14 protein-coding genes are annotated in these 23,970 nt (G+C 74.0%); 2 read left to right on the top strand and 12 right to left on the bottom strand.

Features of this window, described 5'->3' with window-relative positions; all coding sequences use genetic code 11:
• From ACFWWU_RS22775 to ACFWWU_RS22740, 8 genes are all read right to left on the bottom strand, one after another.
• Nucleotides 1-578, bottom strand: a 578-nt coding sequence (locus ACFWWU_RS22775; RefSeq protein ID WP_384147651.1) for a methylmalonyl-CoA mutase family protein, incomplete at its 3' end; no start/stop codon positions are given.
• A 46-nt stretch (nt 579-624) separates the two neighbouring features.
• Complete coding sequence (locus ACFWWU_RS22770) at nt 625-1,974, bottom strand: dihydrolipoamide acetyltransferase family protein (RefSeq protein ID WP_384147650.1); 1,350 nt, start codon at nt 1,972-1,974, stop codon at nt 625-627.
• 29 nt (nt 1,975-2,003) lie between these two features.
• Nucleotides 2,004-3,008: an alpha-ketoacid dehydrogenase subunit beta gene (locus ACFWWU_RS22765; protein ID WP_384147649.1), complete on the bottom strand. Its 1,005-nt coding sequence runs from the start codon at nt 3,006-3,008 to the stop codon at nt 2,004-2,006.
• A 2-nt stretch (nt 3,009-3,010) separates the two neighbouring features.
• Nucleotides 3,011-4,087, bottom strand: a complete 1,077-nt coding sequence (gene pdhA / locus ACFWWU_RS22760; RefSeq protein WP_384147648.1) for a pyruvate dehydrogenase (acetyl-transferring) E1 component subunit alpha — start codon at nt 4,085-4,087, stop codon at nt 3,011-3,013.
• Between the two features lie 25 nt (nt 4,088-4,112).
• The gene (locus tag ACFWWU_RS22755; RefSeq protein ID WP_384147647.1) at nt 4,113-5,261 is read right to left on the bottom strand and encodes a hypothetical protein; all 1,149 of its coding nucleotides are present in this window, start codon (nt 5,259-5,261) and stop codon (nt 4,113-4,115) included.
• Between the two features lie 110 nt (nt 5,262-5,371).
• Nucleotides 5,372-6,895: an MFS transporter gene (locus ACFWWU_RS22750; protein ID WP_384147646.1), complete on the bottom strand. Its 1,524-nt coding sequence runs from the start codon at nt 6,893-6,895 to the stop codon at nt 5,372-5,374.
• A gap of 37 nt (nt 6,896-6,932) precedes the next feature.
• The gene (locus ACFWWU_RS22745) at nt 6,933-7,157 is read right to left on the bottom strand and encodes a phosphopantetheine-binding protein (RefSeq protein ID WP_024761885.1); all 225 of its coding nucleotides are present in this window, start codon (nt 7,155-7,157) and stop codon (nt 6,933-6,935) included.
• On the bottom strand, nt 7,154-9,076 hold the full coding sequence (locus tag ACFWWU_RS22740; protein WP_384147645.1) for an HAD-IIIC family phosphatase: 1,923 nt from the start codon (nt 9,074-9,076) through the stop codon (nt 7,154-7,156). Before ACFWWU_RS22740 ends, ACFWWU_RS22745 begins: the two co-directional genes overlap by 4 nt.
• Before the next feature lie 266 nt (nt 9,077-9,342).
• On the opposite strand from ACFWWU_RS22740, the gene ACFWWU_RS22735 reads away from it, so the two are divergent.
• Together ACFWWU_RS22735 and ACFWWU_RS22730 are read left to right on the top strand one after the other, a co-directional pair.
• On the top strand, nt 9,343-10,146 hold the full coding sequence (locus tag ACFWWU_RS22735) for a BTAD domain-containing putative transcriptional regulator (protein WP_384147644.1): 804 nt from the start codon (nt 9,343-9,345) through the stop codon (nt 10,144-10,146).
• A 19-nt stretch (nt 10,147-10,165) separates the two neighbouring features.
• Nucleotides 10,166-10,507: a YrdB family protein gene (locus ACFWWU_RS22730; RefSeq protein ID WP_384147643.1), complete on the top strand. Its 342-nt coding sequence runs from the start codon at nt 10,166-10,168 to the stop codon at nt 10,505-10,507.
• A gap of 33 nt (nt 10,508-10,540) precedes the next feature.
• Here ACFWWU_RS22730 and ACFWWU_RS22725 read toward each other — a convergent pair whose 3' ends face one another.
• From ACFWWU_RS22725 to ACFWWU_RS22710, 4 genes are all read right to left on the bottom strand, one after another.
• On the bottom strand, nt 10,541-11,578 hold the full coding sequence (locus ACFWWU_RS22725) for a ketoacyl-ACP synthase III family protein (protein WP_384147642.1): 1,038 nt from the start codon (nt 11,576-11,578) through the stop codon (nt 10,541-10,543).
• An 84-nt stretch (nt 11,579-11,662) separates the two neighbouring features.
• Nucleotides 11,663-12,451 carry a thioesterase II family protein gene (locus ACFWWU_RS22720; RefSeq protein ID WP_384147641.1) on the bottom strand — a complete coding sequence of 263 codons (789 nt, stop codon included), beginning with the start codon at nt 12,449-12,451 and terminating at the stop codon, nt 11,663-11,665.
• Nucleotides 12,448-14,847: a beta-ketoacyl synthase N-terminal-like domain-containing protein gene (locus tag ACFWWU_RS22715; protein ID WP_384147640.1), complete on the bottom strand. Its 2,400-nt coding sequence runs from the start codon at nt 14,845-14,847 to the stop codon at nt 12,448-12,450. The genes ACFWWU_RS22720 and ACFWWU_RS22715 overlap by 4 nt, the downstream gene beginning before the upstream one ends.
• Before the next feature lie 78 nt (nt 14,848-14,925).
• Nucleotides 14,926-23,949: an SDR family NAD(P)-dependent oxidoreductase gene (locus tag ACFWWU_RS22710; RefSeq protein ID WP_384147639.1), complete on the bottom strand. Its 9,024-nt coding sequence runs from the start codon at nt 23,947-23,949 to the stop codon at nt 14,926-14,928.
• Nucleotides 23,950-23,970: the final 21 nt, after the last annotated feature.

Here is a 23,970-nt window from a genome sequence, read left to right as displayed (position 1 = left end):
TTGAAAATGTCCGCGATCAGACGCAGCGAAGGCTTCGGCGGGAAAATGTACGTCCCCCGCGCGATGTACTCCTTCAGCACATCGTTCTGGATCGTCCCCGTCAGCTTGTCCGCCGGAACACCCTGCTCCTCACCCACCAACTGGTACAGCAGCAGAAGAAGAGAACCAGGAGCGTTGATCGTCATCGACGTCGAGACCCTGTCCAACGGAATCCCGTCGAACAACACCCGCATGTCGTCGATCGAATCGATCGCCACACCCACCTTGCCGACCTCACCCGAGGAGATCGCCGCGTCCGAGTCATGACCCATCTGCGTCGGCAGATCGAACGCCACCGACAAACCCATCGTGCCGTTCGCGATCAACTGCTTGTACCGGGCATTCGACTCCGTCGCCGTACCGAAACCCGCGTACTGCCGCATCGTCCACGGCCGACCCGTGTACATCGACGGATACACACCACGCGTGAACGGATACGACCCCGGCTCGCCCAACTTCCCGGCAGGATCCCACCCCTCCAGAGCCCCCGGCCCGTAGACCGGCTCGATCGGCAGCCCCGACTCCGACTCGCGCGCCATGTGTTGTGCCTTCCCCGTGCTCGGTTCGACTGATGGACGTGCCCGTTCAGGCCCAGGTGATGAGCCGCTTCGGTTGCTCCAGGATCGCGGCGGTGTCCGCGAGGAACTTCGAGCCGAGCTCGCCGTCGACGAGGCGGTGGTCGAAGGAGAGCGCCAGGGTAGTGACCTGACGCGGCTTCACCTTGCCCTTGTGGAGCCAGGGTTGGAGCTTGATCGTACCGACCGCGAGGATCGCGGCCTCGCCCGGGTTCAGGATCGGCGTACCGGTATCGACGCCGAAGACGCCGACGTTGGTAATCGTGAAGGTGCCGCCCTGCATCGCCGCCGGAGTCGTCTTGCCCTCGCGGGCCGTGGCGACCAGCTCGCTCAGGGACATGGACAGCTCGGGCAGGGTCCGGGCGTGCGCGTCCTTGATGTTCGGCACGATCAGACCGCGCGGGGTGGCCGCGGCGATGCCCAGGTTCACGTACCGCTTGAGCACGATCTCCTGCGCCGCCTCGTCCCAGGCCGCATTGATGTCCGGGTTCCGCTTCACCGCGACCAGCACGGCCTTCGCGATGAGGAGCAGCGGATTGACCCGCAGGCCCGCCATGTCCTTGTCGGACTTCAGCTCCTCGACCAGCTTCATCGTCCGCGTGATGTCGAACGTCACGAACTCCGTGACGTGCGGCGCCGTGAACGCGGAACCGACCATCGCGGCCGCCGTCGCCTTCCGCACACCCTTGATGGGGATACGGGTCTCCCGGGGATCCGGCAGCGCGGCGGGTGTCGCGGCCGGCGTTTCCACGACCTCCCGGGTGCCGATGTCGACCACGGCGGCGGCGTGCACGTCGGCGCGCGTGATCGTGCCTCCCCCGCCGGAGGGGCGGACGACCGTCAGGTCGACCCCGAGGTCCTTGGCGAGCTTGCGCACGGGGGGCTTGGCCAGCGGGCGCGGGCCGGCGGCGGGTCCGCGGCCGCCGGGGGACATGCCGTTGGCCGGCCTGCGGGGGCGGCGCTTCGCGGAGGACTCCACGACGCCGTAGCCGACGAGTACCGGTCGGCGTTCCGGCTGTTCCGTGACGGTCTCCGTCACCTTCTCCGTCCTCGTCCCCGTCCCCGTCCCCGTCCCCGTCCCCGTCCCCGGCACCTTCTCCGTCTCCGTCTCCGGCATGGCTTCCGTGTCGACCGAGATGATCACGGCGCCGACGTCCACCGTCGTGCCCTCGGGGAAGCCGATCTCCCGTACGACGCCGTCGAAGGGGACGGGGAGCTCCACCGCCGCCTTGGCCGTCTCGATCTCGCACACGACCTGCCCGTCCACGACGGGGTCGCCGGGCTTGACGTACCAGGTGAGGATGTCGGCCTCGGTCAGCCCCTCCCCCACGTCGGGCATCCTGAATTCGCGAATCGCCATGATCTCTTTCCCTGTTGCGCCGGGTACGCCTAGTACGCCAGCGAGCGGTCGACCGCGTCGAGCACCCTGTCGAGGCCCGGCAGGTACTCCTCCTCCAGGCGCGCCGGCGGATACGGCGCGTGGTAGCCGCCGACCCGCAGGACGGGGGCCTCCAGGTGGTGGAAGCAGCGCTCCGTGATCCGGGCGGCGATCTCCGCGCCCGCGCCGAAGAAGACCGGGGCCTCGTGGACGACGACCAGGCGGCCGGTCTTCTCGGCCGAGGTCTGGACGGTGTCGAAGTCGAGCGGGGACACCGAGCGGAGGTCGAGGACCTCGATCGACCGGCCTTCCTCCTCGGCGGCGGCGGCCGCCTGGAGGCAGACCTTCACCATCGGGCCGTAGGCGGCGAGGGTGAGGTCGGTGCCGGCGCGGGCGATCCGCGCCTTGTGGAGCTCGCCGGGGACGGCATCCCCCGCGGCGGAGCCGCTGTCGGGCACGGTGACGTCGCCCTTGTCCCAGTACCGGCGCTTGGGCTCGAAGAAGATGACCGGGTCGTCGCACTCGACGGCCTGCCGCAGCATCCAGTACGCGTCGGACGGGGTCGACGGCGACACGATCTTCAGGCCCGCGACGTGGGCGAAGAGCGCCTCGGGGGACTCGGAGTGGTGCTCGACCGCGCCGATGCCGCCGCCGTACGGGATACGGATCACGACGGGGAGCCGCACCTTGCCCTGCGAGCGGGCGTGCATCTTCGCGAGCTGGGTGACGATCTGGTCGTACGCGGGGAAGACGAAACCGTCGAACTGGATCTCCACGACCGGCCGGTAGCCGCGCAGGGCCAGACCGATCGCCGTGCCGACGATGCCCGACTCGGCGAGCGGCGAGTCCATGACGCGGCTCTCGCCGAAGTCCTTCTGCAGACCGTCGGTGACCCGGAAGACACCGCCGAGCTTGCCGATGTCCTCGCCCATGAGCAGGACCTTGGGGTCGGACTCCAGCGCCGCGCGCAGGGCCTCGTTGAGCGCCTTCGCCACGGGAAGTCTCTTCGTGACCATGACTAGTTGCTCCGTCCGGCGTCCTCGAAGGACGCCTGGTAGGCGGCGAACCGGGCACGTTCCTCGTCGACGAGCGCGTGCCCGTCCGCGTACACGTTCTCGAACATCAGCATCGGGTCGGGGTCGGGCATCGTCCTGACGATCTCGCGGACCCGCCGCGCGAGCGCCTCCGCCTCCTCGTCCAGGGCGGCGAACCACGCCTCGTCGGCGTGGCCCTCGCGCTCCAGGAGCCGGCGGAGCCGCAGGATCGGGTCCTTGGCCCGCCACTCCTCCACCTCCGCCTCGTCGCGGTAGCGGGTCGGGTCGTCGGAGGTGGTGTGGGCGCCCATGCGGTACGTGTACGCCTCGACGAACATCGGTCCGGAGCCGGTCCGTACGTGGTCGAGGGCGGCGCGGGTGACGGCCAGGCACGCGAGGACGTCGTTGCCGTCGACGCGGACGCCGGGGAAGCCGAAGCCCGGGGCGCGCCGGTAGAGCGGGACCCGCATCTGGCGCTCGGTGGGCTCGGAGATCGCCCACTGGTTGTTCTGGCAGAAGAAGACGATCGGGGCGTCGTAGACCGCGCCGAAGGTGAAGGCCTCCGCCACGTCGCCCTGGCTGGAGGCGCCGTCGCCGAAGTAGGCGATGACGGCGGTGTCGGCGCCGTCCTTGGCCACGCCCATCGCGTAGCCGGTGGCGTGCAGGGCCTGCGAGCCGATGACGAGGGTGTAGAGGTGGAAGTTGTTCTCCGCCGGGTCCCAACTGCCGTTACTGGCGCCGCGGAAGAGCGACAGGAGGTGGGCCGGGTCGAGGTTCCTGACCAGGGCCACGCCGTGCTCGCGGTAGCTGGGGAAGGCGTGGTCCCGGGGCCGCAGGGCGCGGGCGGAGCCGATCTGGGCGGCCTCCTGGCCGAGCAGCGAGGGCCACAGGGCCAGTTCGCCCTGGCGTTGCAGGGTGACGGCCTCGGCGTCGAGGCGGCGGGCCAGCACCATGTCACGGTGGAGGCCGCGCAGTTCCTCCGCGCTCGGGTCGGCGGCGTACTCGGGGTGGTGGACGCGACGGCCCTCGGGAGTGAGCAGCTGGACGAGCTCGGTGGTCATTCGGGGTCTCCGGCTCTCGTTCGGTTCAGTCGGTTCCGCGGCATATGTGGGGCTCCGCCGCCGCTCCCTCGGGCTCGCCCGCGAGGAGGACGAACGGGGGCACGGTCGAGGGGGTGGGCGGCTGGGCGGCCGGGGCGAGGGGCGGCGCGGGGAGGGCCGTCGTACGGCCCAGGGCGTCGTCGTACACGAGGTTGAAGAGCTCGACGCAGGGCAGCGTCCGGGCCAGGTGGGCCTGGAGGCCGGGTGCTTCGAGGGTGAGGCGGACGTCCGAGACGGCGATGCCCCGGTCGGTGGCGCGCAGGTCCACGCGGAAGACGCCGAAGCAGAGTCCGAGGTGGAGGACGGCCGCGGCGGCCTCGGCGGCGAGGGCCTGCGGGGTGTGGTGGTGCGGGGTGTGGGGCAGTCCGGTGGTGGGAGTCCGGCCCTCCCCGGTGGCGGGGGCCCGGGTGTCCTCGGCCGCGGGAGACCGGTCTTTCTCGGTCGCGGGGGCCCCGTGGTTCTCCGTGACCGGGGCCCAGCCGTCGTCGGTGGGCACGGCGAGGAGGAAGACGTGGGGCCGGCCCGAGACGAAGGCGCCGACGGCGGTGAGCGCGGTGCCCTCCGGGGCCCGGTCGGGGTCCTCGTCGACGAGGAATCCGCCGGCGGCGAGGGCCGCGAGCCGGGTGCCGGTGTCCTGGACGCGGCGGACGGCGTCCGGGTGGTTGCCGGGCAGGTGCAGGGCGGCCGCGAGGTCGGCGGCGGCGAGCTGGACGTCCTCGCGCAGTCCGAGGACGAGGTCGAAGCGGTGTCCGGCGGCCTGCCGGTCGCGGGCCCAGGCCACACAGGCGTCGGCGTGGACGCTGTCGAGTCCGGTCGCCTCGTCGGAGAGGATCCGGGCCTCGGGGCCGCGGGCGGCGAGCAGCTCCGCGCGGTCGAGGACCCAGGTGCGTACCCCGCTCGACCAGGTCTCCAGGAGGGTGGAGTTGGCGGCGGCCTCGCCCGGGTGCCGGTGGGGTGCCGCGGCTCCGAGGAGGAGGGCGACGGGTCCGCCGGGGGCGACGGGGGCCGTGGTGGCCGGGGCCGTCGTACCCGGGGCGGTGGTGGCCGGAGCGATCGCGGCCGGGGCGGTGGTGTCCGGGGCGGTGGTGTCCGGGGCGGCGGGCCGTGCGGCGGGGCGGTGGCGTTGCTGGAGCATCTGTCTGCCTCTCTGCGCGGAGAGAGCGGGCTGGGGATCCCCTCGATCCGGTGCGGATATGGAGGAGGGCGGGGCCGCCGGGCGGGTGGGGGGCCGCCCGGCGGCGCTGGTCACGACTTCGGCGCGTCGCCGGTCGCCGGGCGGCCGGCGAACCCGAAGAGGCCGATGGCCAGGTTGGCGGCGATCCAGACGAAGAGGACCAGGAAGCCGCGCTGGAGCGCCTCGGTGAACGCCTCGGCGGTGCCGACTCCCTGGGCGGTGAGCTCGGCGAGGCGGGAGCCGACGACGGTCGCCGTGACGGCGAGGGCGAGGGCGCCGCCGACCTCGGTGGAGGCGTTGAGGATGGCGGAGGTGGTGCCCGCGTCCTGCTCCGAGGCGTCCTGCGTGCCGACGACCGGGGCCGTCATCATGCAGAGCACCAGACCGACGCCGAGCAGCGCGGTGACGGGCAGCAGCAGCGACCAGTAGCCGCTGGTGGTGGCCGCGCCGAGCATCAGGACCAGCATGACGGCGAGCAGGACCGTACCGATGACGTACGGGACGCGGGGCCCGAACTTGGCGATGAGCACCGGGACGGCGCCGGACACGCCGAGCATCGCGAGGCAGGTCGGGATGTAGGCGAGGCCGACCTCCATCGGGGTGTAGCCGAGGCCGAGCTGCATGTACTGCGGCAGCATGAAGAAGGCCGGCAGCATCAGACCGGCGGTGATCAGCTGGGCGACGGTGCCGGTCGCGACGGACCGGCGGCGCAGCAGGTGCAGGGGCAGCAGCGGCGCCTTGGCGGTGCTCTCCACCCGGACGAACACGGCGAGCAGCACGACGGCGGCGGCGAGCGAGCCGAGGGCGGTCGGGTCGGTCCAGCCCTCCGAGCCGGCGGTGACGATGCCGAAGACCAGCGTGAGCAGGCCGAGGGTGCCGGTGAGGGCGCCCAGGACGTCGGCGGGCGGGCGGGCGCCGGTGCGGACGATCTTCGGTACGTACACGTAGGCGGCGGCGATCAGCAGCAGGCCGATGGGGATGTTGATGAGGAAGGCCCAGCGCCAGTCGATGTCGGTGACGGCGCCGCCGAGCAGGGTGCCGAGGCTGGCGCCGACGCCCATGACGGTGCCCCAGATGCCGAGGGCCTTGGCGCGCTCGGCGGGCTCCGGGTAGGTCGTGACGAGGATGGAGAGGGCGGCCGGCGAGAGGACGGCGGCTCCGATGCCCTGGAGGCCGCGGCCGGCGAGCAGCATGCCGCCGGTGTCGGCGGTGGCCGCGGCGAGGGAGCCGAGGGTGAACAGGGCGATGCCGCTGACCAGGACGGTGCGGCGGGCGAAGACGTCGGTGAGGCGGCCGCCCAGCAGCATGAGGCCGCCGAAGAGCAGCACGTAGATGTTCATCACCCACTGCAGGCCCGTCGTGCCGAGCCCGAGGTCGCCGCGGAGCTGGGGAAGCATCACGTTGGCGATGGTCGCGTCCAGGACGCAGACGAGCTGGGCGACGGCGACCACGGCGAGGATCATTCCGCGCTTGCCGGGGGCGGGCGCCTCCGGGCCGGTGGCGGTCGGTCCGGGCGGTCCGGTCGGCGCCTCGGGCGACGCGGACCGGACGTCCCGCGTGGTGTCCCGAGCGGTGTCCCGGGCGTCGATGCTCATGGGGTTCTCTCCTGCCTCTGCTGGATGGCTCGGCGGTTCACGCCGCGCTGATGCGCTCGTAGATGGCGGCGAGGCTGCGGTCGGCCAGCAGCTTGCCGACGGGGACGCGGGAGCCGGTCTCGCGCTCGACGGCGGCGACGAGGCGCAGCATGTGCATCGAGTCCCAGCTCACGACGTGGTCGAAGTCCGCGGAGAGGTCGTCGACGCCGAGGGGCAGGTCGAGCTCGTCGCGTACCAGGTGGATGAAGTCCTCTTTGGTCATGACGCGGTGCCTTCCAGGGTGGAGTCGAGCAGGATGTGGGAGGGGACGACCGGGAGGTTCTCCAGGTCGTGGCGGAAGTGAAGCTCGTCGTCCGCCGTGGTGGTGGGGGTGAAGTCCATGGAGGGCCAGAACTCCCGGACGTTCTTGTTCTTGGCGGTCGGCCGGTAGCTCGCGAGGACGGTTCGGACGCCGGTGGCGGCGGCGTGGGCGAGGAGGCTCGCGATCGCGGTCTGCTCGATGCCGCGGGCGAAGACCCGGCAGGAGAGCAGCATGTTGTCGACGTGCAGTGCGTCGCCGGAGCGGCGGGCGAAGACGGTTCCCACGACGCCGTTGTCGCCGAAGCGGTCGCCGGAGCGGATCGCGAGGACGAGGTGGTCGGGGTCGTCGGCCCGGGCGGCCACGTCAGCCGGCTGGAGCCGTACCGTCGTGAGGTTGAACTGGTTGGTCCGCAGGGAGAGTTGCGCGACCCGGTCGATGTCGCCCGGGCCGGCCTCGGCGAGCCGGACGCGGACGCCGAGCCCTTCGAGGTACTCCTCCATGGAGCCGGCGTTCTCGAGGAGTTCGGCGCGCTCGGACTCGGTGCGGTAGAGCGCGGCCCGCGCCCGGTCCTCGTCGGTGAGGCGGGCGGTGTCGAACCAGCCGTCGGCGAGCAGCTTCTCGATGTGCAGGGCGGGCTCTTCGTCGAGGCGGACGACGGCGACCTGCGGGAGGCTGTCGGCGACCAGGCCGCACTCGAAGGGCGAGTCGTCGGCGAAGACGAAGCTGTCCACGCCGAGGTTGAGCTTCTCGGCGATGTCGAGGAGGTTGGCGTCCTTGGGCTGCCAGTTGGCGTTGACGCGGGCGAAGTCGGCCTCGCGCAGCACCATGTCGGGGTGGTCCTTGAGGACCTGGACGACCGGCTCGTGGTCGTTCTTGCTGCTGACCGCGAGGAGGATGCCCTGGGTGCCGATCTGCTGGACGACCCGCTGGAAGTTGCCGAAGGCCTCGCCGCGGAAGGTGGTGGCGGCGGCGATGCCGTCCGGGCCGTCGTCGCCGAGGATCCCGTCCCAGAGGGTGTTGTCGGCGTCGACGACGAGGACCTTCTTGGTGCGGCCGCGCAGCATGCGGGAGAGGTGGGCGACCTCCCGGGCGTAGCGGGCGAGCAGCTCGTCGCCGAGGTTGGCCTTGGCGTAGGCGGCCATGCGGGGCTCGTCGAGCGGGACGCCGGAGGCGACGACCGGGTCGAGGTCGACGACGTGGATCCGCGGGTTGCCGAGGGCGAGGCGCAGGAGTCCGCTGTTGAAGTCGCGCCAGGCGATGCCGGCGCGGGCCCGGGACTCGTGGTCGATGAGCTGGTGGGTGACGCTGCGGGGCAGCGGCACGGTGTTGAGGACCAGCGCGGCCGTGGCGTTCCCGGTGAAGGCGGTGGCGAGGCCCTCGATCTGGGCGAGCTTGCGCTCGGCGGTCCGTATGAGGTCGTCGGCCTGCCAGGGCGTGCCCATCTCGTCGAGGAGGGTCTGCGGGTCGAGGATCCACAGGGCCAGGTCGACGTCGGGGGCGTGCAGGGCGCTCGCCGGGTCGCGCAGGTCGCGCAGGTAGGCGTCGAAGTCGCCGAGGCGGTCCTCGACGAGGACGCCGTGGCGGGCGAACTCGGCGGTCAGCGGCGCTCGTACGCCCCCGATCGTGGAGTGCCCGGTGAGGGCGACGACCGCGGTCTCGGTGTCCGGGCGGGCCGCGAGGACGGCCTGCCGGTCGAGCTGGACGAGGAGGTTGCCGGCGCGCCGGAAGTCGGCGTCCGCGCCGCCCGACACCATGGCGGCGAGGAGCGGGGCGACGGACGGGTAGTTCTCGGCCAGAGTGCCGTCGGCGCGCAGTGCGCGCAGTGATTCCAGCGGGGACTTCCGGGTTTCGCGATCCGCCGGGCTGGATACCGTGGTCAATGATCTCTCCTCACGCGCGCGCCTCCGTCGGCCGGGCCCTGTCCTCGTCGTACGGACAGCTCGTCGGTACGGGCCGATCGTCGGCGGCGGCGCTTGAGCCGGACTCGCACTCGCGTCCAGCGCCCCCGTACGGACCGTGCATTTCTCATGCATCGGCCCGTTCGGGGTTCATGGGAGGCCGGTGACCTGGGCACTGTCGCCCCAACGGGCGGGCGGGCCAGACTCGGTAGCACCATTGGAGCTGGCGAGTGGAGGGGTGGAGCTGCATGGACATCAAGGTCCTGGGGTCCTTCGAGGCTTCGGAGAACGGGGTCGCGCTCCTGCCGACCGCGGGGAAGCCCCGCCAGATCCTCGCGCTGCTCGCCCTGCAGGCCGGCCAGATCGTGCCGGTGCCCACGCTCATGGAGGAGCTGTGGGACATGGAGCCGCCGCGGAGCGCGCAGACGACGCTGCAGACGTACATCCTCCAGCTGCGCAAGCGCATCGAGGCGGCGCTGCCGCCGGAGGGCCCGCGCCGGGCGAAGGACGTGCTGGCCACGCGGTACGGCGGCTATCTCCTCGACATCACCCCGGAGGAGGTCGACGTGCACGCCTTCGAGCGGCTCGCGGCCGCCGGACGGCGGGCGCTCGACCTCGGCGACCGGGAGACGGGGTCGCGGCTGCTGCGGCAGTCGCTCGCGGTGTGGCGTGGCCGGGCGCTGGTCGACGTGCAGCACGGGCTGCGGCTCAGCGTGGAGGTGACGCGTCTGGAGGAGAGTCACCTGTGCGTCGTGGAGTCCCGCGTCGAGGCGGATCTCGCGCTGGGCCGGCATCACGCGCTGCTGAGCGAGCTGGCGGTGCTGACCGCCCGCCACCCGATGCACGAGAACCTGTGCGCCCAGTACATGACGGCGCTCTACCGGTCCGGTCAGCAGTGGCGGGCGCTTGAGGCGTTCACCGCGCTCCGCGGCTTCCTCGTGGAGGAGCTGGGCGTGGAGCCCTCGCCCCGGCTCCAGGAGCTCCAGCGCGCCATCCTCAGCTCCGACCCCCGGCTGACCCGTTTCACGCTCCGTACCGATCTGACGGTCTGACCCGCTCTAGGAGTCCTTCATGCTCTCGTCCCTCAAGGCCTTCAACCTCCTTGTGATGTTCCTGCTGGAACTCTCGGTGTACGCGGCGGTCGCCCTGTGGGGGTTCACCACGACCGACAAGTGGCCGGTGAAGTTGCTCCTCGGCATCGGGGTGCCGATCGGTCTGATCGCCGTGTGGGCGCTGTTCGGGGCGCCGCGGGCCACGTACGCGGTGCACGGCGGCGGCCGGGTGCTCCTCGAGGTGCTCTGGTTCGGAAGCGGCGCCGCCGCCCTGGCCGCCTCGGGGAGGCAGGGCTGGGCGGCGGCGTTCGTGGGGATCTTCCTGGTCAACGCGGGGCTGCGGTTCCTCTGGAACCAGTGACTCCGCCGGAACCGGCGACCGCGTGACGGGGCGTCACCACTGGGGCGACTCGGTGAACTCCAGGACGGCGACGGTCCACATGAAGCCGACGCCGACACCCATGGTGACGAGCAGGTCGCCGGGCTGCGGGTTCCTGGCCTCCACCACGTGGTTCATGCCGATGAGCTGGTCGCCGGCGCCCATGTGGCCGAAGTCCTGGCCCCAGTCGTACGTGGTGGTGGCGCGGTCCACGCCGAGCAGCGAGTAGAACGAGAACTGAGCGATCGTCTCCGCGATGTTGGCGTGGACGAAGAAGCGGGCGTCGGACAGCTTGGCGTCCGCGTCGTCGAGCGCCTCCTGGAGCACCTGGGAGGCGTTCTTCGTCATCTGCTGGATGACGTGGTCGTAGGCGCCCTCCTCCTTGAGGAGGTAGTCGGACTTGCGGGTGCGCAGGTCGACGGGCTTGCCGTCGAGGAAGGGGCCGTCCGTCCAGCCCTGGGTGCCGCGGTAGATGGGCTCCAGGGAGGAGTCCGTGTAGGTCGCGGTGGACTTGAGGCGGGCGAAGCCGCCCTGGTTGGAGAGGACGAGGGCGCCGGCGCCGTCGCCGTACGCCTGCTGGCTGTCGGAGCCCCAGCGGTCGAAGTACGGCAGCCGGAAGGCGTCGCCGGTGGTGACGAGGGCGGCGGCGGGCTTGCCGCGGCTCGCGAGGTGCGAGGCGGCGAGCTCCAGGCCGGCGAGGCCGCCGTTGGAGCCCTGCCGGATCTCCAGGGAGAGGCCGGTGCCGCCGACCGTCTCGTTCTGCACGTAGTTGACCGGGGTCCAGAAGTCCTGACCCTGGTGGCCGACGCAGCCGTGGAGGACGATGTCGTACTCCTCGTGGGGGCGGCCGGCGCGCTCGACGGCCTGGCGGCCGGCGTGGGCGGCCATGACGGGGCCGGGCTCGTCGGCGCGGGCCACCCGGACCGCGCGGATGCCGTTGGAGCCGGCCTCCTCGGCGTCGTAGCGGCCGGCGGCGACGGCCTCGGCCGCGGTCTCGACCTGCTCCGGGAGGTAGGCCCCGAGTCCGGCGACGTACAGGTTGTCCCAGCGCATCTTCGTTCTCCCTCTGACTCGGACCTGATCTGGTCTGATCCGTGTGTGGTGTGTGTGGTGTGACTGCTGTCGTGCGGTGCGCGCTTACGCGACCTGTACGTCGTCCGCCAGGTCGAGGCAGGTCTCGATCTGGCCGACCACCTGGTCCGCCAGGGCCGGGAAGCCGGAGTCCAGGAAGTAGAAGTGGCCGCCGGGGAAGAACCGCTGGGCGAATCTCGCCCCCGTCTCGCGGCGCCACAGGTGCATGGCGGAGGCCGGGGCCCAGGCGTCCTGGGTGCCGCCGAACACCGTCAGCGGCGAACTCAGTGGTGAACGGCCCACTGCGGGGCGGTAGTTGTCCACGGCCTTCAGGTCGGCGCGGACGGTCCGCAGGAACCGGTCGAGGAAGTCGCTCGCCTCGGTGACCCGTTCGGGCATGCCGCCGAGGTCCAGCATCACGTCGAGGAGCGCGGCGTCGTCGAGGGCGTGCAGGGGTACGGCTCCGACGCCCGGGTGCAGGGGCGCGACCCGCCCCGACACCCCGGTCCACACCGGGTACCGGCCGAGGGCCTCCAGGGCCCGGGCGGTCTCCAGGGCCACCACCGCGCCCATGCTGTGGCCGAACAGGGCGAACGGCGCGCCGTCGTCCGCCCAGGGCAGGACGTCGGCGACGGCGGTCTCCACCACCTCGGCCATGTCGTCCAGTTGGGTCCCGGCCGCCCGCCGGCCGCGCCCCGGCAGGTCGAGCAGGAGCAGGTCCCAGTCGGCGGGCAGATGACGGACGAAGGGGTAGTAGACGGCGGCGGAACCGCCCGCGTGGTGGAACCCGAAGAGCCGGACGGCCGGCTCGTCGACCGGGCGGGGCCGCAGGAACGGGCTCCTCACGACGGTCACGCGTCCACCCCCATGGCGACGCAGACCTGCTCGCTGAGGTGGGCGAGGAGATCGGCGACCGGCATCTCCACCGGGCAGTCCAGGGTGGGCAGTTCCACCCCGTACTGCTGCTCGACGCTCTTGGTGAGGAGCATCGCGGTGAAGGAGTCGCCGCCGACCTCGCAGAACGGCACGTCGGGGGCGAGCGCCCCGTCCGCCTTGAGGACGGCGGCGAGCTCGGTGGTGAGATAGGCGCCGATCTCGGCCCGGTCGAGCGGTGCGGTACGGGTGGGGGCGACCGGGGCCGGCATGGCGTGCGCCGGCTCGGGGGCCGTCTCCTCGATCCAGAACCGCTTGCGCTGGAACGGGTAGGTCGGCGCGTCGACGAACACCGCGCCGGGCGCGCCGAGCCGGTCGAGCCGCAGGGGCGCGCCGCCCCGGTAGAGGACGGCCAGCGCCTCGGCGAGGAGGCGGGGCGCGTCCTCGGGGGCGTCGCCCGTGAGCGGCAGGCTCTGCCCGCCGGCCGTGATCCGGGCGGCGCCCCCGGTGGCCGTGTCGCTTCCGGTCGCGAGGGTCGTCTTGACGCCGAGCAGCGTCAGGACGGCCCGCAGCCGGGCGGCGGGCGTGCCTTCCGCGCCGATCGTCTCGCCCAACCCGGGGAAGTGGCGGGCCAGTTCGGCGAGCGCGCGCTCCAGGAGGGCGGTGTCGGTGCCGGTCTCCAGGACGACCCGGTCGGCGGTGCGCGCGCCGTCGGCGGGCTGCCCGGCGGCGAGGGCGTCGGCGAGGGCGGCCGCGTCGGTGCCGACGACGGCAAGGCGGTGGCCGAAGTGGACGCGGCCGGCGCGCAGGGTGTGGCAGAGGGAGGCGGTGCCCGCGGCGTCGAGTCCCGTCAGGGCCTCCCGTACCCGCTCGGACAGTTCGGCGAGCGCCCGGGGGTCCTTGGCGGACAGGGTGAGCAGCTCCGGGTGGTGCGCCGGTACGTCGGCGGGCGCGGCGGGCGCCGGCCGGTACGAGGAGAGCACGGCGTGCGCGTTGGTCCCGGAGAGACCGAAGGCGCTGATGCCGGCGGTGCGGTCCTCGGGGGCGCCCGCCCACGGTGCCGCTTCGCGGGGCACGGTGAGCGCGATCCGGTCCCAGGGGATGAGTGGGTTGAGCCGGCCGTCGCCGGGCTGGGCGCCCGCCGGGACGGTCCCGTCGCCGAGCATGAGGACCAGCTTCAGGACGCCGGCGATGCCGGCCGCGGCCTCCAGGTGCCCGATCCGCGCCTTGACGCTGCCGAGGGCGACGGGGGCGGTCCGCTCCCCCGCGCCGGTGCCGAGGACGGCGTCCAGGGCGCCGACCTCGATGGGGTCGCCGAGGGCGGTGCCGGTGCCGTGGGCCTCGACGTAGCCGACGGAGCCGGGGGCGACCCGGGCGTCGGCCAGGGCCGCGCGGATCACCTCCTGCTGGGCGGGGCCGCTCGGCACGGTGAAGCCGGAGGAGGCTCCGTCGTGGTTGACGGCGCTGCCCCGGACGACGGCGAGGACCGGGTGGCCCTGTGCGAGGGCGTCGTCGAGCCGCATCAGGGCGACCATGCCGACGCCCTCGCCCCGGCCGTAGCCGTCGGCGTCGGCGAGGAAGCTCCGGGACCTGCCGCCGGGCGAGAGGGCCTCGCCCTGGCACAGGGAGACCATGAGGTCGGGGCCGAGGATCAGGTTGGCGCCGCCGGCGAGCGCGTAGTCGCACTCGCCGCCGCGCAGCGCCCGGACCGCCTGGTGGATCGCCACCAGCGAGGAGGAGCAGGCGGTGTCGACGCTGGTCGCCGGGCCGGAGAGGCCGAGCGCGTAGCTGATCCGGCCGGCGACGAAGCAGTGGCCGCTGCCGGTGGAGTGGTACGGGTCGATGCGGCTGTAGTCGCCGTCGTGGACGAACCGGCGGCCGTACTCGGAGGCCATGACGCCGACGAACACGCCGATCGGCAGCCGGTCCTGGCGGCGGGCGGCGATGCCGCCGCGCTCCAGCGCCTCCCAGGCCACTTCGAGCAGCAGGCGCTGCTGCGGGTCCATGGTCTCTGCCTCGCGCTGCGAGATCCCGAAGAACGCCGCGTCGAAGGAGGCGATGTCGTCGAGGAACCCGGCCCGGTCGACGTAGGAGTGGCCCTCCTTGCCGCGCTCCGGGTGGTAGACGGACCGCAGGCCGGTGCGGTCCTCGGGGATCGGGCCGACGGCCCGGGTGTCGGGGTCGGGCGCGTACAGGAACGTCCGGTACGCGTCGGGGGTGTCGATCCCGCCGGGCAGCCGCATCGCGGTGCCGACCACGGCCACGGGGGCGTGGGTACGGGCCTCCAGCTCGGCCACCCGGTCCTTGAGGCGGCGGGACAGCTTCAGCTGGTCCTGGATCACCTGTCGCAGTGCCGCGGTGTCGGGGACGGTCGCCATCACTGTGCTCCTGCGGTCGTGTGTGTCGCCGTGGTCGTTCGCGCGGTTATCGGGGTCGGTATCGCCTTCATCGCCTGCTCACCGCTCCTGGGAGAGGTCGTCGTGGACGGCCTGGAGCAGATCGTCGAGGGAGAGCTCGTCGAGCTCCTCGGACGACGGCCCGGCCTGCGGGGTGTCGGCGGTGCTGGGCACCAGGGCGGACACCGGCGTCGGCGCCGGTGCGGGGGTGGTGGCGAGGGCGGCCGGCGAGGCGGCGTCCTCGGCCAGGAGGAACTCGCTCATCGACAGGACGCTGGGGTGGTCGATGGCGACGGTGGCCGGCAGGTCCTTGCCCATGGCGTGGGCGAGGGCGGCCCGCAGGTCGATCGCCATGATCGAGTCGAGGCCGAGCTCGGAGAAGCCCTCCGCGTCGGCGGAGCCGTCGGCGGGGAGTCCGTCGTCGGAGCCGAGCATCCGCGCGACGAGCGAGCGGACGGCGGCGCGCAGGACGTGCTCGCGCTCCTCCTCGTCGGTGCCGTGCAGCCGCTCGGTGATCCAGCCGGCCGGTTCGGTGTCCGCGGCCTCGGCGCGTTCGGCGGCCGGGGCGGGGCCGGTGAGTTCGGCGACGAGGGCGGCGCGGGCGTGGCCCGCGTTCTGCTCGGCGTACCGGGCGGGGTCGAGACCGACGACGACGAGCCGGGCCAGGGGGGCGTCCGTGGCGAGGGCGAGCGGGCCGGCCGCGTCGGCGTCGGACAGGGCCCGGATGCCGAGCCGTCCCGCGGCGCGTTCGACGGCCGCGGCGGCCGCCATGCCGCCCTTCGCCTCCGGGACCCAGGGGCCCCAGTTGACGCTGACGGCGGGGACGCCCCGGTCGCGGAGGCGTTCGGCGAGTCCGTCCAGGTAGCCGTTGGCCGCGGCGTAGTTGGCCTGTCCGGCGGCGCCGAGCACGGCCGACACCGAGGAGAACAGCACCAGGGCCCGCGGGTCGTGGCCGGTGACGGCCTCGGCGAGGACGTCGGCGCCGCGTGCCTTGGCGTGGAAGACCTTCTCGTACGAGGCGTCGGTGAGCGAGCCGAAGGCCGCGTCGGCGTTGACGCCGGCCAGGTGGTAGACGGTGCCGAGCGGCCCGTCGGCGGTGGCGGCCGCGACGGCGGCGGCCACGTCGGCGCGGTCGGTGACGTCGCCGCGGACGACGGTGACGCGGACGCCCGCGGCGCGCAGTCCGTCGATGACGCCCTGTTCGGTCTCGCCGGGCGCGGACCTGGCCATCAGGGTGAGGCGGTCGCCGCCCCGGGCGGCGTGGGCGGTGGCGACGGCGAGGCCGAGGGCGCCGAGTCCGCCGGTGACGAGGGCGCCGCCGGCGGGGCGGTCCTCAGCGGCCGACTCGGGGCCGGCGGCGACCTTGACGAGCCGGGCGGCCCGTACGCCGTCGTCGGTCAGCGCCAGCCGGGTCTCCCCGGGCAGCGCGCCGATCAGCTCGGCGAGGGGCCGGGCCGAGTGGGCGGCGTCGAGCCGGACCCGGGTGAGGCGCCGGTCGGCCTGCTCGGCCTCCAGGGCGGTCGCCATGCCGAAGAGGGCCTCGCGGAGCGGGGCGCGTCCGGCGGAGCCGTCGACGGCCAGGACGTACGGCAGGGTCTGCGGGAGGGCGCGCAGGCCGGCGGCGAGGGTCTGGGCCGCGTGCAGGGCGTCGCCCGCGTCGCCGGTGCCGGGGGCGGCCCAGCGGGTGTCGACGACGAGGTCGGCGTCGGGGTGGGCGGGCAGGTCGCCGGTGTGGACGGCGGCCCGGTGTCCGGCGGCGGTCAGCGCGGCGACGAGCTCGGGGGCTCCGTGCTCGTCCGCGAGGACCAGGACGCCGAGCTTTCCGCCGGCCGCCGGGGTCTCGGGGAGCGGCGCCCAGTCCACGGTGTGGACGAGGCCGTCGCCGCGGAGGCTGGCCTCCAGGACGGCCCGGGAGGCGTGCCGGATGCGGAACTCGTCTGCGGTGAAGACGCTGTGCTCGGCGCCGGTGGCCGGGTCCCTGGCGTACAGGTGGAGGTCGGCGGTCTCGACGCGCAGCCGGTCGTTCGGCAGGGGCTCGGCGCGCAGGACGCGCACCCGGCCCCACAGCTCGCCGCCCTCGGCGAGCGGACGGCCGTGGAAGGAGAGCTCCTTCGCGGCGAACGGGATGGCGAGCGAGGGCGCCTCGACGGCTCCGTCGTCGACGAGGAAGACGGCGATGCTCTGGAAGCAGGAGTCGATCAGGCCCGGGTACAGCTCGTATCCGGCCGGGTCGTCGGGCAGTGCGGGCATCGTGTAGCGGACGAGGGCCTCGTCGCCCCGGATCCACACCTCGTCGATCCACTGGAAGGACGGGCCGAGGGTGTAGCCGAGCTCGCGGAAGTAGTCGTAGAACTCGGCCCGGGTCAGGTGCCGGTCGCTGGAGTCGATGAACGCGGTACGGCTCTCGGCGGGCGGGCGGTGGGCCTCCGGACGGTTCGAGTACCGGCCGCCGATGTGCTTCTGCCAGACGCCGCGCTCGGGGTCGAGGAGGCTCTGTACGGAGAGTTCGGCGCCGCCGTCGGCGGTGGGCCGGTCGACGACGATCTGTGCCTCGTACTGCTCGCCGTCCTTGATGACCAGGGCCCGCGGGCAGATCAGGTCGCGGACGACGACGGGGCTGCCGTCGTGACCGAGGGCGGAGAGGACGGTGGCGAGGTGGGAAGCGGCCGGGGTGACGACCGTGCCGTAGAGGCGGTGGTCGGTGAGGTACGCGGGGAAGCCGGAGCTGCGCTCGAAGGAGAAGGCGCGGCCGGCGAGGCCGGGCGAGCGGAGCTCGGCGCCCCAGTGGCGTCCCACCCCGGCCCGCACGGCCGGGGAGGCCGGGGAAGCCGGGGAGCGGGTGCCGGTGCCGGTGCCCGCCGTGGTCCAGTACGACGTGTCCGCGAACGGGTAGCGGGGGGCGTCGGCCCGGTCGGTGCGGGTCCCGGTGATCTTCGTCCAGTCGAGGCTTTGGCCGCGCTCGTAGAGCGTTTTGGCGGCGCCCAGCAGGACGGTGCGGTCCTGGCCGCCGCGGCGCAGCGAGGGTGTGGAGCCGCCGTCGGGGGTGAGTCCGGCGGCCCGGACGAGGTTGACGAGGGTGCGGTCGGGGCCGACCTCCAGGAGCACGTCCACGTCGAGGGAGCTCAGCGCGCGGGCGCCTTCGACGAACCGGACGGGCCGGCGGATGTGGTCGGCGAAGTAGGCGGGGGTGAAGGTGTCGGGACCGGCCTCGGTGCCGGTGACGTTGGCGATGACGGGGAGCTTCGGCGCGCCGAACTCCAGGCCCGCGAGGGCCTGCCGGAACTCGTCGAGGACCGGGTCCATCAGCCGGGAGTGGAAGGCGTGCGAGACGGTCAGCGGCCTGCACCGTACGCCCTGGTCGCGGAGGCGCTCGGCGAGCGCGTCGAGCCGGTCGGAGGGGCCGGCCACGACGACCGACCGGGGTCCGTTGACGGCGGCGACGTCGACTCCGGCCTCGGCGGCCCAGGCGGCGACGGTCTCCGGGTCCTCCGGGACGGACAGCATTCCGCCGGGCTGGGTGGACTGCATGAGCCGGGCGCGGTGGGCGATCAGCGTCATGCCGTCGTCGAGGCTCATCACCCCGGCGTGGACGGCCGCGGCGATCTCGCCGACGCTGTGGCCCATGACGGCCACGGCGCGCACGCCCCAGGACTCCCAGAGCGCGGCGAGCGCCAGTTCCAGGGCGACGAGGGCGGGCTGGGTGATCCGGGTCTGGTTGACGACGTTCGGGTCGTCGCCGTAGAAGACCAGGTTGAGGAGCGAGTCGCCGAGGTGCGGGGCGAGGGCGCGGTCGCAGGCGTCGAAGACCGCGCTGAACACCGGCTCCGTCTCGTACAGTTCGCGTCCCATGCCGAAGTACTGGGCGCCCTGGCCGGAGAAGAGGAACGCCACCCTGGGCGCCTTGACCGGGCCGGCGGCCGGGGTCGCCGAGGCGAGCGCGGCGAGCAGCTGGTCGCGGTCGCGGCCGAACACGGCGCGGCGCACGGGGAGATGGGCCCTGCCCGCGCCGGCCGTGGCGGTGAGCTGGGCGAGTGCCTCCTCGGGGGTCTCCTCCAGGGTCCGCCGCCACTGCTCGGTGAGCCGGTCGAGGCCGGCCGCGTCGGGGGCGGAGAGGGGCAGGAGGAGTCCGTCGGCGGAGTCGCGCGGCGCTTCCACCGTCGCCACGGCGGGTGCCTCGCCGAGGACGACGTGGGCGTTCGTGCCGGAGAAGCCGAAACCGGAGACGCCGGCGAGGCGCGGGACGTCGCTCCGGGCCCAGGTGGCGCGGGAGTCGACGACGCGGACGTTCATGTCGCGCCAGGGCACGTGCGGGTTGGGGTTCTCGAAGTGCAGGTCGCCGGGGATGCGGCCGTTGCGCAGGGCGAGGACCGTCTTGAAGACGGAGGCCATGCCGGAGGCGGACTCGCAGTGGCCGATGTTGCTCTTCACCGAGCCGATGAGCAGCGGCTCGCCGGGGCGGCGGCCGGGACCGAACACGTCCCAGGCGGCTTCGAGTTCGATCGGGTCGCCGAGCGAGGTGCCGGTGCCGTGCGCCTCCAGGTAGCCGATCTCGGCGCCTTCGACGCCCGCGTCGGCGAGCGCGGCCCGGATGACCTGGCGCTGCGCGGTGCCGTTGGGGGCGGTGAAGCCGGAGGAGGCCCCGTCCTGGTTGACGGCGCTGCCGTGGATGACGGCGAGGACCTGCTCGCCGTCGCGCAGGGCGTCGGAGAGGCGGCGCAGGACGAGGACTCCGCAGCCCTCGGCGCGGACGAAGCCGTCGGCGGAGGCGTCGAAGGTCTTGCAGCGTCCGTCGGGAGCGAGCATGTGGGCGCGGCTGACGGCGACCGAGCAGGAGGGTGCGGCGATGACGTTGACGCCGCCGGTGAGGGCCCGGTCGGTCTCGCCGGAGCGCAGGGAGCGGACCGCGAGGTGCAGGGCGACGAGGGACGACGAGCAGGCGGTGTCGACGGCGAGGGCGGGGCCCTGGGCGCCGAGGTAGTAGGAGAGGCGTCCGGCGGCGGCGTTCAGCGCGGTGCCGGTGGCGAAGTAGGCGTCGAGGGGTTCGAGGCCGCCGCTCTCCAGGACGCGGGCGTAGTCGGAGTTGGAGATGCCGACGAAGACGCCGGTGCGGCTGCCTGCGAGGGACTTCGGGTCGGTGCCCGCGTCCTCCAGGGCGTGCCAGGCGGCTTCGAGGAGGAGGCGCTGCTGCGGGTCGAGGCTCTCGGCCTCGCGGGCCGGGATGTCGAAGAACGCGGCGTCGAAGCGGCGGATGTCGCGGAGGAAGCCGCCCTGGTCGGTGGAGATGGAGCCGGGGCGGGCACCGGCCGGGTCGTGGAGGGTGCCGGTGTCCCAGCGGTCGGCGGGGACGGGTCCGACGCCGTCGCGGCCCTCGTCGAGCAGGGACCAGAACTCCTCGACGGAGTCGGCGCCGGGGAAGCGGCCGGCCATGCCGACGATGGCGATGGGTTCCTGGTCGGTGGGCTCGGCCGGGGTGACCGGGGCGGAGGACGCCGGGGCCGGTACGGGGCGGGCCGTCGGGGTCTTGCGCGGTGCGGGGGCCGTGGTGCGGCCGTCGAGGCGGCCGGTCAGTTCGGCGGAGAGCCGCTCGACGGTCGGGTGGCCGAAGACGTCGCCGATGCCGACGTCGACGCCGAGGGTCTCGGTGAGTGCGGCGGCCGCGTCCACGGCCATGATCGAGTCGAGGCCGAGGTCGAGGAAGCCGGTGGTCTCGGGCAGGGCCGCGGGGTCGTCGTGGCCGAGGATCCCGGCGAGGACCTCGCGGGTGCGGCGGGTGACGAGGGTGGGGCGGCGGTGCTCGGGGGCCTCGGCGAGTTCCCGGGCGAAGGCGGTGGCCGGGGATTCGGCGGGGGTCGGGGACGGGTTGGTGGTGGCCGGGTCCGCCCCGGTGAGGCCGTCGAACAGGGGCCGGGCTCGTACGGAGTTCATGACCGTACGGAACCGCTCGGCGTCCAGGCGGCAGGCGACGGTGTGCGCGCCCGTGCCGTTTCCGGCGAGTGCGGCGAAGCCCTCGGCGGGGGCCACGGGGCTGACGCCCATCCGGGCGAGGAGCGCGCGGGCCTCGGGGCTCGCCATGCCGTCGAGGTCCCAGGGGCCGAAGGCGACGCTGGTCGCCGGGACGCCCTCGGCGGCGCAGAGCGCGGCGACCGCGTCGAGGCCGCCGTTGGCCGCGGCGTAGGCGCCGTAGCCGTCGGTGCCCCAGACCGCCGAGACGGAGGAGAGGTGGACGAGGAAGTCGAGGGGCCAGTCGGCGGCGAGCAGGCGCAGCCAGGCGGCGCCGGTGAACTTGCCGGCGAGGGCGGCGGCGAAGGTGTCCGCGTCGGCCTCGGCGAGCGGCAGCCGGTCGATGCTCCCGGCGGCGTGCACCACTCCGCGTACGGGCGGCATGCCGTCCAGGACCGCGAGCGCCTCGGTGAGGGCGGCGGCGTCGCCGGTGTCGGCGGAGGCGTAGACGGTGTGGACGCCGGCCGTCGTGAGTTCGGCGAGCAACTGGCTTGCTTCTTCGGCCAGTTCGTTCTGCGGTCGGCGGCCGAGGAGGACGAGGTGCCGGGCGCCGCGGGCGGCGAGGTCGCGGACGAGTCCGGTGCCGATGGCGCCGAGTCCGCCGGTGAGGAGGTACGTGGCGTCGGGGCGGACGGGCAGCGGGCGCAGCGGCTCGGCGGCGGGCCGCAGCCGCGCGGTGTGGGCGGCGCCGGCGCGGACGGCGATCAGGTCCTCGGCGGAGCCGTCGGCGAGCGCGGTGACGGCGGCCGTGGCGTCGGCGGGCGTCGGCTCGGCCGGCAGGTCGAGGAGGCCGCCCCAGGTGTCGGGGAACTCCAGGGCGAGGACCGGTGCGAGGCCGTGCAGGACGCCGTGGTCGGCGGAGGCGACGGGGTCGGAGCCGGTCACCTGGCGGACGCCGGCGGTGACGAGGTGGACCCGGCCGGTGCCGGCGGGGAGGGCGCGGACGGCGGTGGTCGCGGCGGCGCAGAGGGCCGCGGCGTGCGCGGTGGGCGCGGCGGCGTCGAGTGCGTCGGGCAGCGGGGCGGCGGCGAGCGCGAGGAGCAGGTCGCCGGGCACGCCGTTCCGGGCCCGGGCCCACTCCTCCGTGGTGGCGGGGAGGGTGTCGAGGACGGTGACGGTACGGCCCGCGGCGCGGGCCGCGTCGGCGAGCAGGGCGACGGCGGCGCTGTCGTCCCCGGCCAGGACCAGCGGGGTGTCGGGGGCGGTCGCGGTCGGGGTGTACGGGATCCACTCGACGGCGAGCGCGGGGAGCGGCTCGACGGCGGGGGCCTGTGACGGGACGGTCGCCGGGGCGGCGGTCTCCGGCGCGTACCGGACCCGCTCCCACGGGTAGGCCGGCAGGTCGGCGACCTGGCGCGGGAGCGTGGTCGCACCGGTGGCGGAGGTCTCCGGCGACGCCGTGCCGGCGGCGAGGGCGCGCAGGGCGCTCGCGGCGGCGGCCGGGTCCCCGGCGGTGATCCCGGCGCGGACGGCGTGGCGGGCGCGGCCCTCGGTGACGGTGTACGCGAACGCCGGGTAGGCGTCCTCCGGCAGTGCGGCGACGTGGTCGGCGAGCCGGCCGGCCCAGGCGCGCAGGGCGTCCTCGCTGCGGGCGGTGATCTCGAAGCCGGTGACGGGGGCGGAGCCGGGCACGGGGGTCGCGCCGGTCACGGGAGCAGCGCCGGTCACGGGGGGCGCGAGTTCGTCGGCGGTGAGCGGGCCGAGGACCACGTGGGCGTTGGTGCCGCTCATGCCGAAGGAGCTGATGCCGAGGCAGTCGCCCGCGCCGTCCTCGCCGGTCCACGGGGTCTCGGCGCGCGGGAAGTCGATGCCGGTGCCCGCGATGTCGATGCGGGGGTTCAGGGTGTCCAGGTGGACGACGGGCGGGACCGCGCGCCGCTTGACGGACGCGACGCCCCTGATGAGTCCGGCGATGCCGGAGGCGGCCTCCAGGTGGCCGATGCTCGTCTTGACGGAGCCGATGCGCAGCGGGGCGCCGCCGTCGCGGCGGCCGAGCGCCTCGACGATCGCCTCGACCTCGATCGGGTCGCCGAGCGCGGTGCCCGTGCCGTGGGCCTCCAGGGCGCCGATCGCGGCGGGCGTCAGGCCGGCGTCGTCGAGCGCGGCCTTGATGAGGTTGATCTGGGCGCGGACGTTGGGGGCGGTGAAGCCGGAGGAGCGGCCGTCCTGGTTGACGGCGCTGCCGCGGATCACGGCGTGCACCCGGTCGCCGTCGCGCAGGGCCTCGGAGAGCCGCTTGAGGACGACGACGCCGCAGCCCTCGCCGCGGGTGAAGCCGTTGGCGCGGGCGTCGAAGGTCTTGCAGAGGCCGTCCGGTGAGAGGGAGTTGGTCTGCTGGATGAGGCGGGTGGAGCGGGGCGACAGGATCAGGTTGACGCCGGCGGCGATGGCGACGTCGCACTCGTCGCGGCGCAGTGCCTGCCCCGCCAGGTGGACGGCGGTGAGCGAGGACGAGCAGGCGGTGTCGACGGCGACGGCCGGGCCCATCAGGCCCATGGTGTAGGCGATCCGGCCGGCGGCGAAGCAGTGGCCGTTGCCGGTGAGCCAGTAGGCGTCCTCCTGGCCGGCGGGCTGCCAGTCACGGTAGTCCTGGCCGGTGACGCCGACGTACAGGCCGGTCCGGAGGCCGGAGAGGTACTCCGGGGCGAAGGCCGCGTCCTCCAGGGCCTCCCAGGCCACTTCGAGGAGCAGGCGGTGCTGGGGGTCGAGGCTGCGGGCCTCGCGGGGGCTGATGCCGAAGAACCCGGCGTCGAACTCCAGCACCTCGTCGAGGTAGCCGCCCCGGCGCGGGAGGGTGTCCCACTCCGCGGCGAACGGGCCCTTGCGGTGCTCGGGCATAGGGGCGACCAGGTCGCGGCCCTCGGACAGGGCGGTCCAGTAGCCGTCGAGGTCGACGATGCCGCCGGGCAGGCGGAGTCCGACGCCGACGACGGCGAGCGGTCCGCTCTGCCCGGAACGGGCCTCTTCGAGCTCTCCGCGCAGCCGCTTGATGGTGTCCATCGCGCGGCTGAGCGGGGTGGTGGTGCTTCGCCCGGCACCGGTCTTCCGGTCTGCCGATTCCTCATGGGTCGGTTGCGTCGTCACAAGAAGGTCCCTCGCGGTCGG

The organism is Streptomyces sp. NPDC058650 (genome assembly GCF_042717315.1).
GTDB lineage: Bacteria > Actinomycetota > Actinomycetes > Streptomycetales > Streptomycetaceae > Streptomyces.
The sequence above is the reverse complement of the archived record's forward strand: the minus strand, read 5'-3'. Positions and strand labels throughout refer to the sequence as shown.

Bases quoted from the DNA above. Each gene is read 5' to 3' on its own strand.
- ACFWWU_RS22770 (WP_384147650.1), bottom strand. From the start codon at position 1,974: ATGGCGATTCGCGAATTCAGGATGCCCGACGTGGGGGAGGGGCTGACC.
- ACFWWU_RS22745 (WP_024761885.1), bottom strand. From the start codon at position 7,157: ATGACCAAAGAGGACTTCATCCACCTGGTACGCGACGAGCTCGACCTG.
- ACFWWU_RS22755 (WP_384147647.1), bottom strand. From the start codon at position 5,261: ATGCTCCAGCAACGCCACCGCCCCGCCGCACGGCCCGCCGCCCCGGAC.
- ACFWWU_RS22715 (WP_384147640.1), bottom strand. From the start codon at position 14,847: ATGGCGACCGTCCCCGACACCGCGGCACTGCGACAGGTGATCCAGGAC.
- pdhA (WP_384147648.1), bottom strand. From the start codon at position 4,087: ATGACCACCGAGCTCGTCCAGCTGCTCACTCCCGAGGGCCGTCGCGTC.
- ACFWWU_RS22730 (WP_384147643.1), top strand. From the start codon at position 10,166: ATGCTCTCGTCCCTCAAGGCCTTCAACCTCCTTGTGATGTTCCTGCTG.
- ACFWWU_RS22750 (WP_384147646.1), bottom strand. From the start codon at position 6,895: ATGAGCATCGACGCCCGGGACACCGCTCGGGACACCACGCGGGACGTC.
- ACFWWU_RS22725 (WP_384147642.1), bottom strand. From the start codon at position 11,578: ATGCGCTGGGACAACCTGTACGTCGCCGGACTCGGGGCCTACCTCCCG.
- ACFWWU_RS22765 (WP_384147649.1), bottom strand. From the start codon at position 3,008: ATGGTCACGAAGAGACTTCCCGTGGCGAAGGCGCTCAACGAGGCCCTG.
- ACFWWU_RS22735 (WP_384147644.1), top strand. From the start codon at position 9,343: ATGGACATCAAGGTCCTGGGGTCCTTCGAGGCTTCGGAGAACGGGGTC.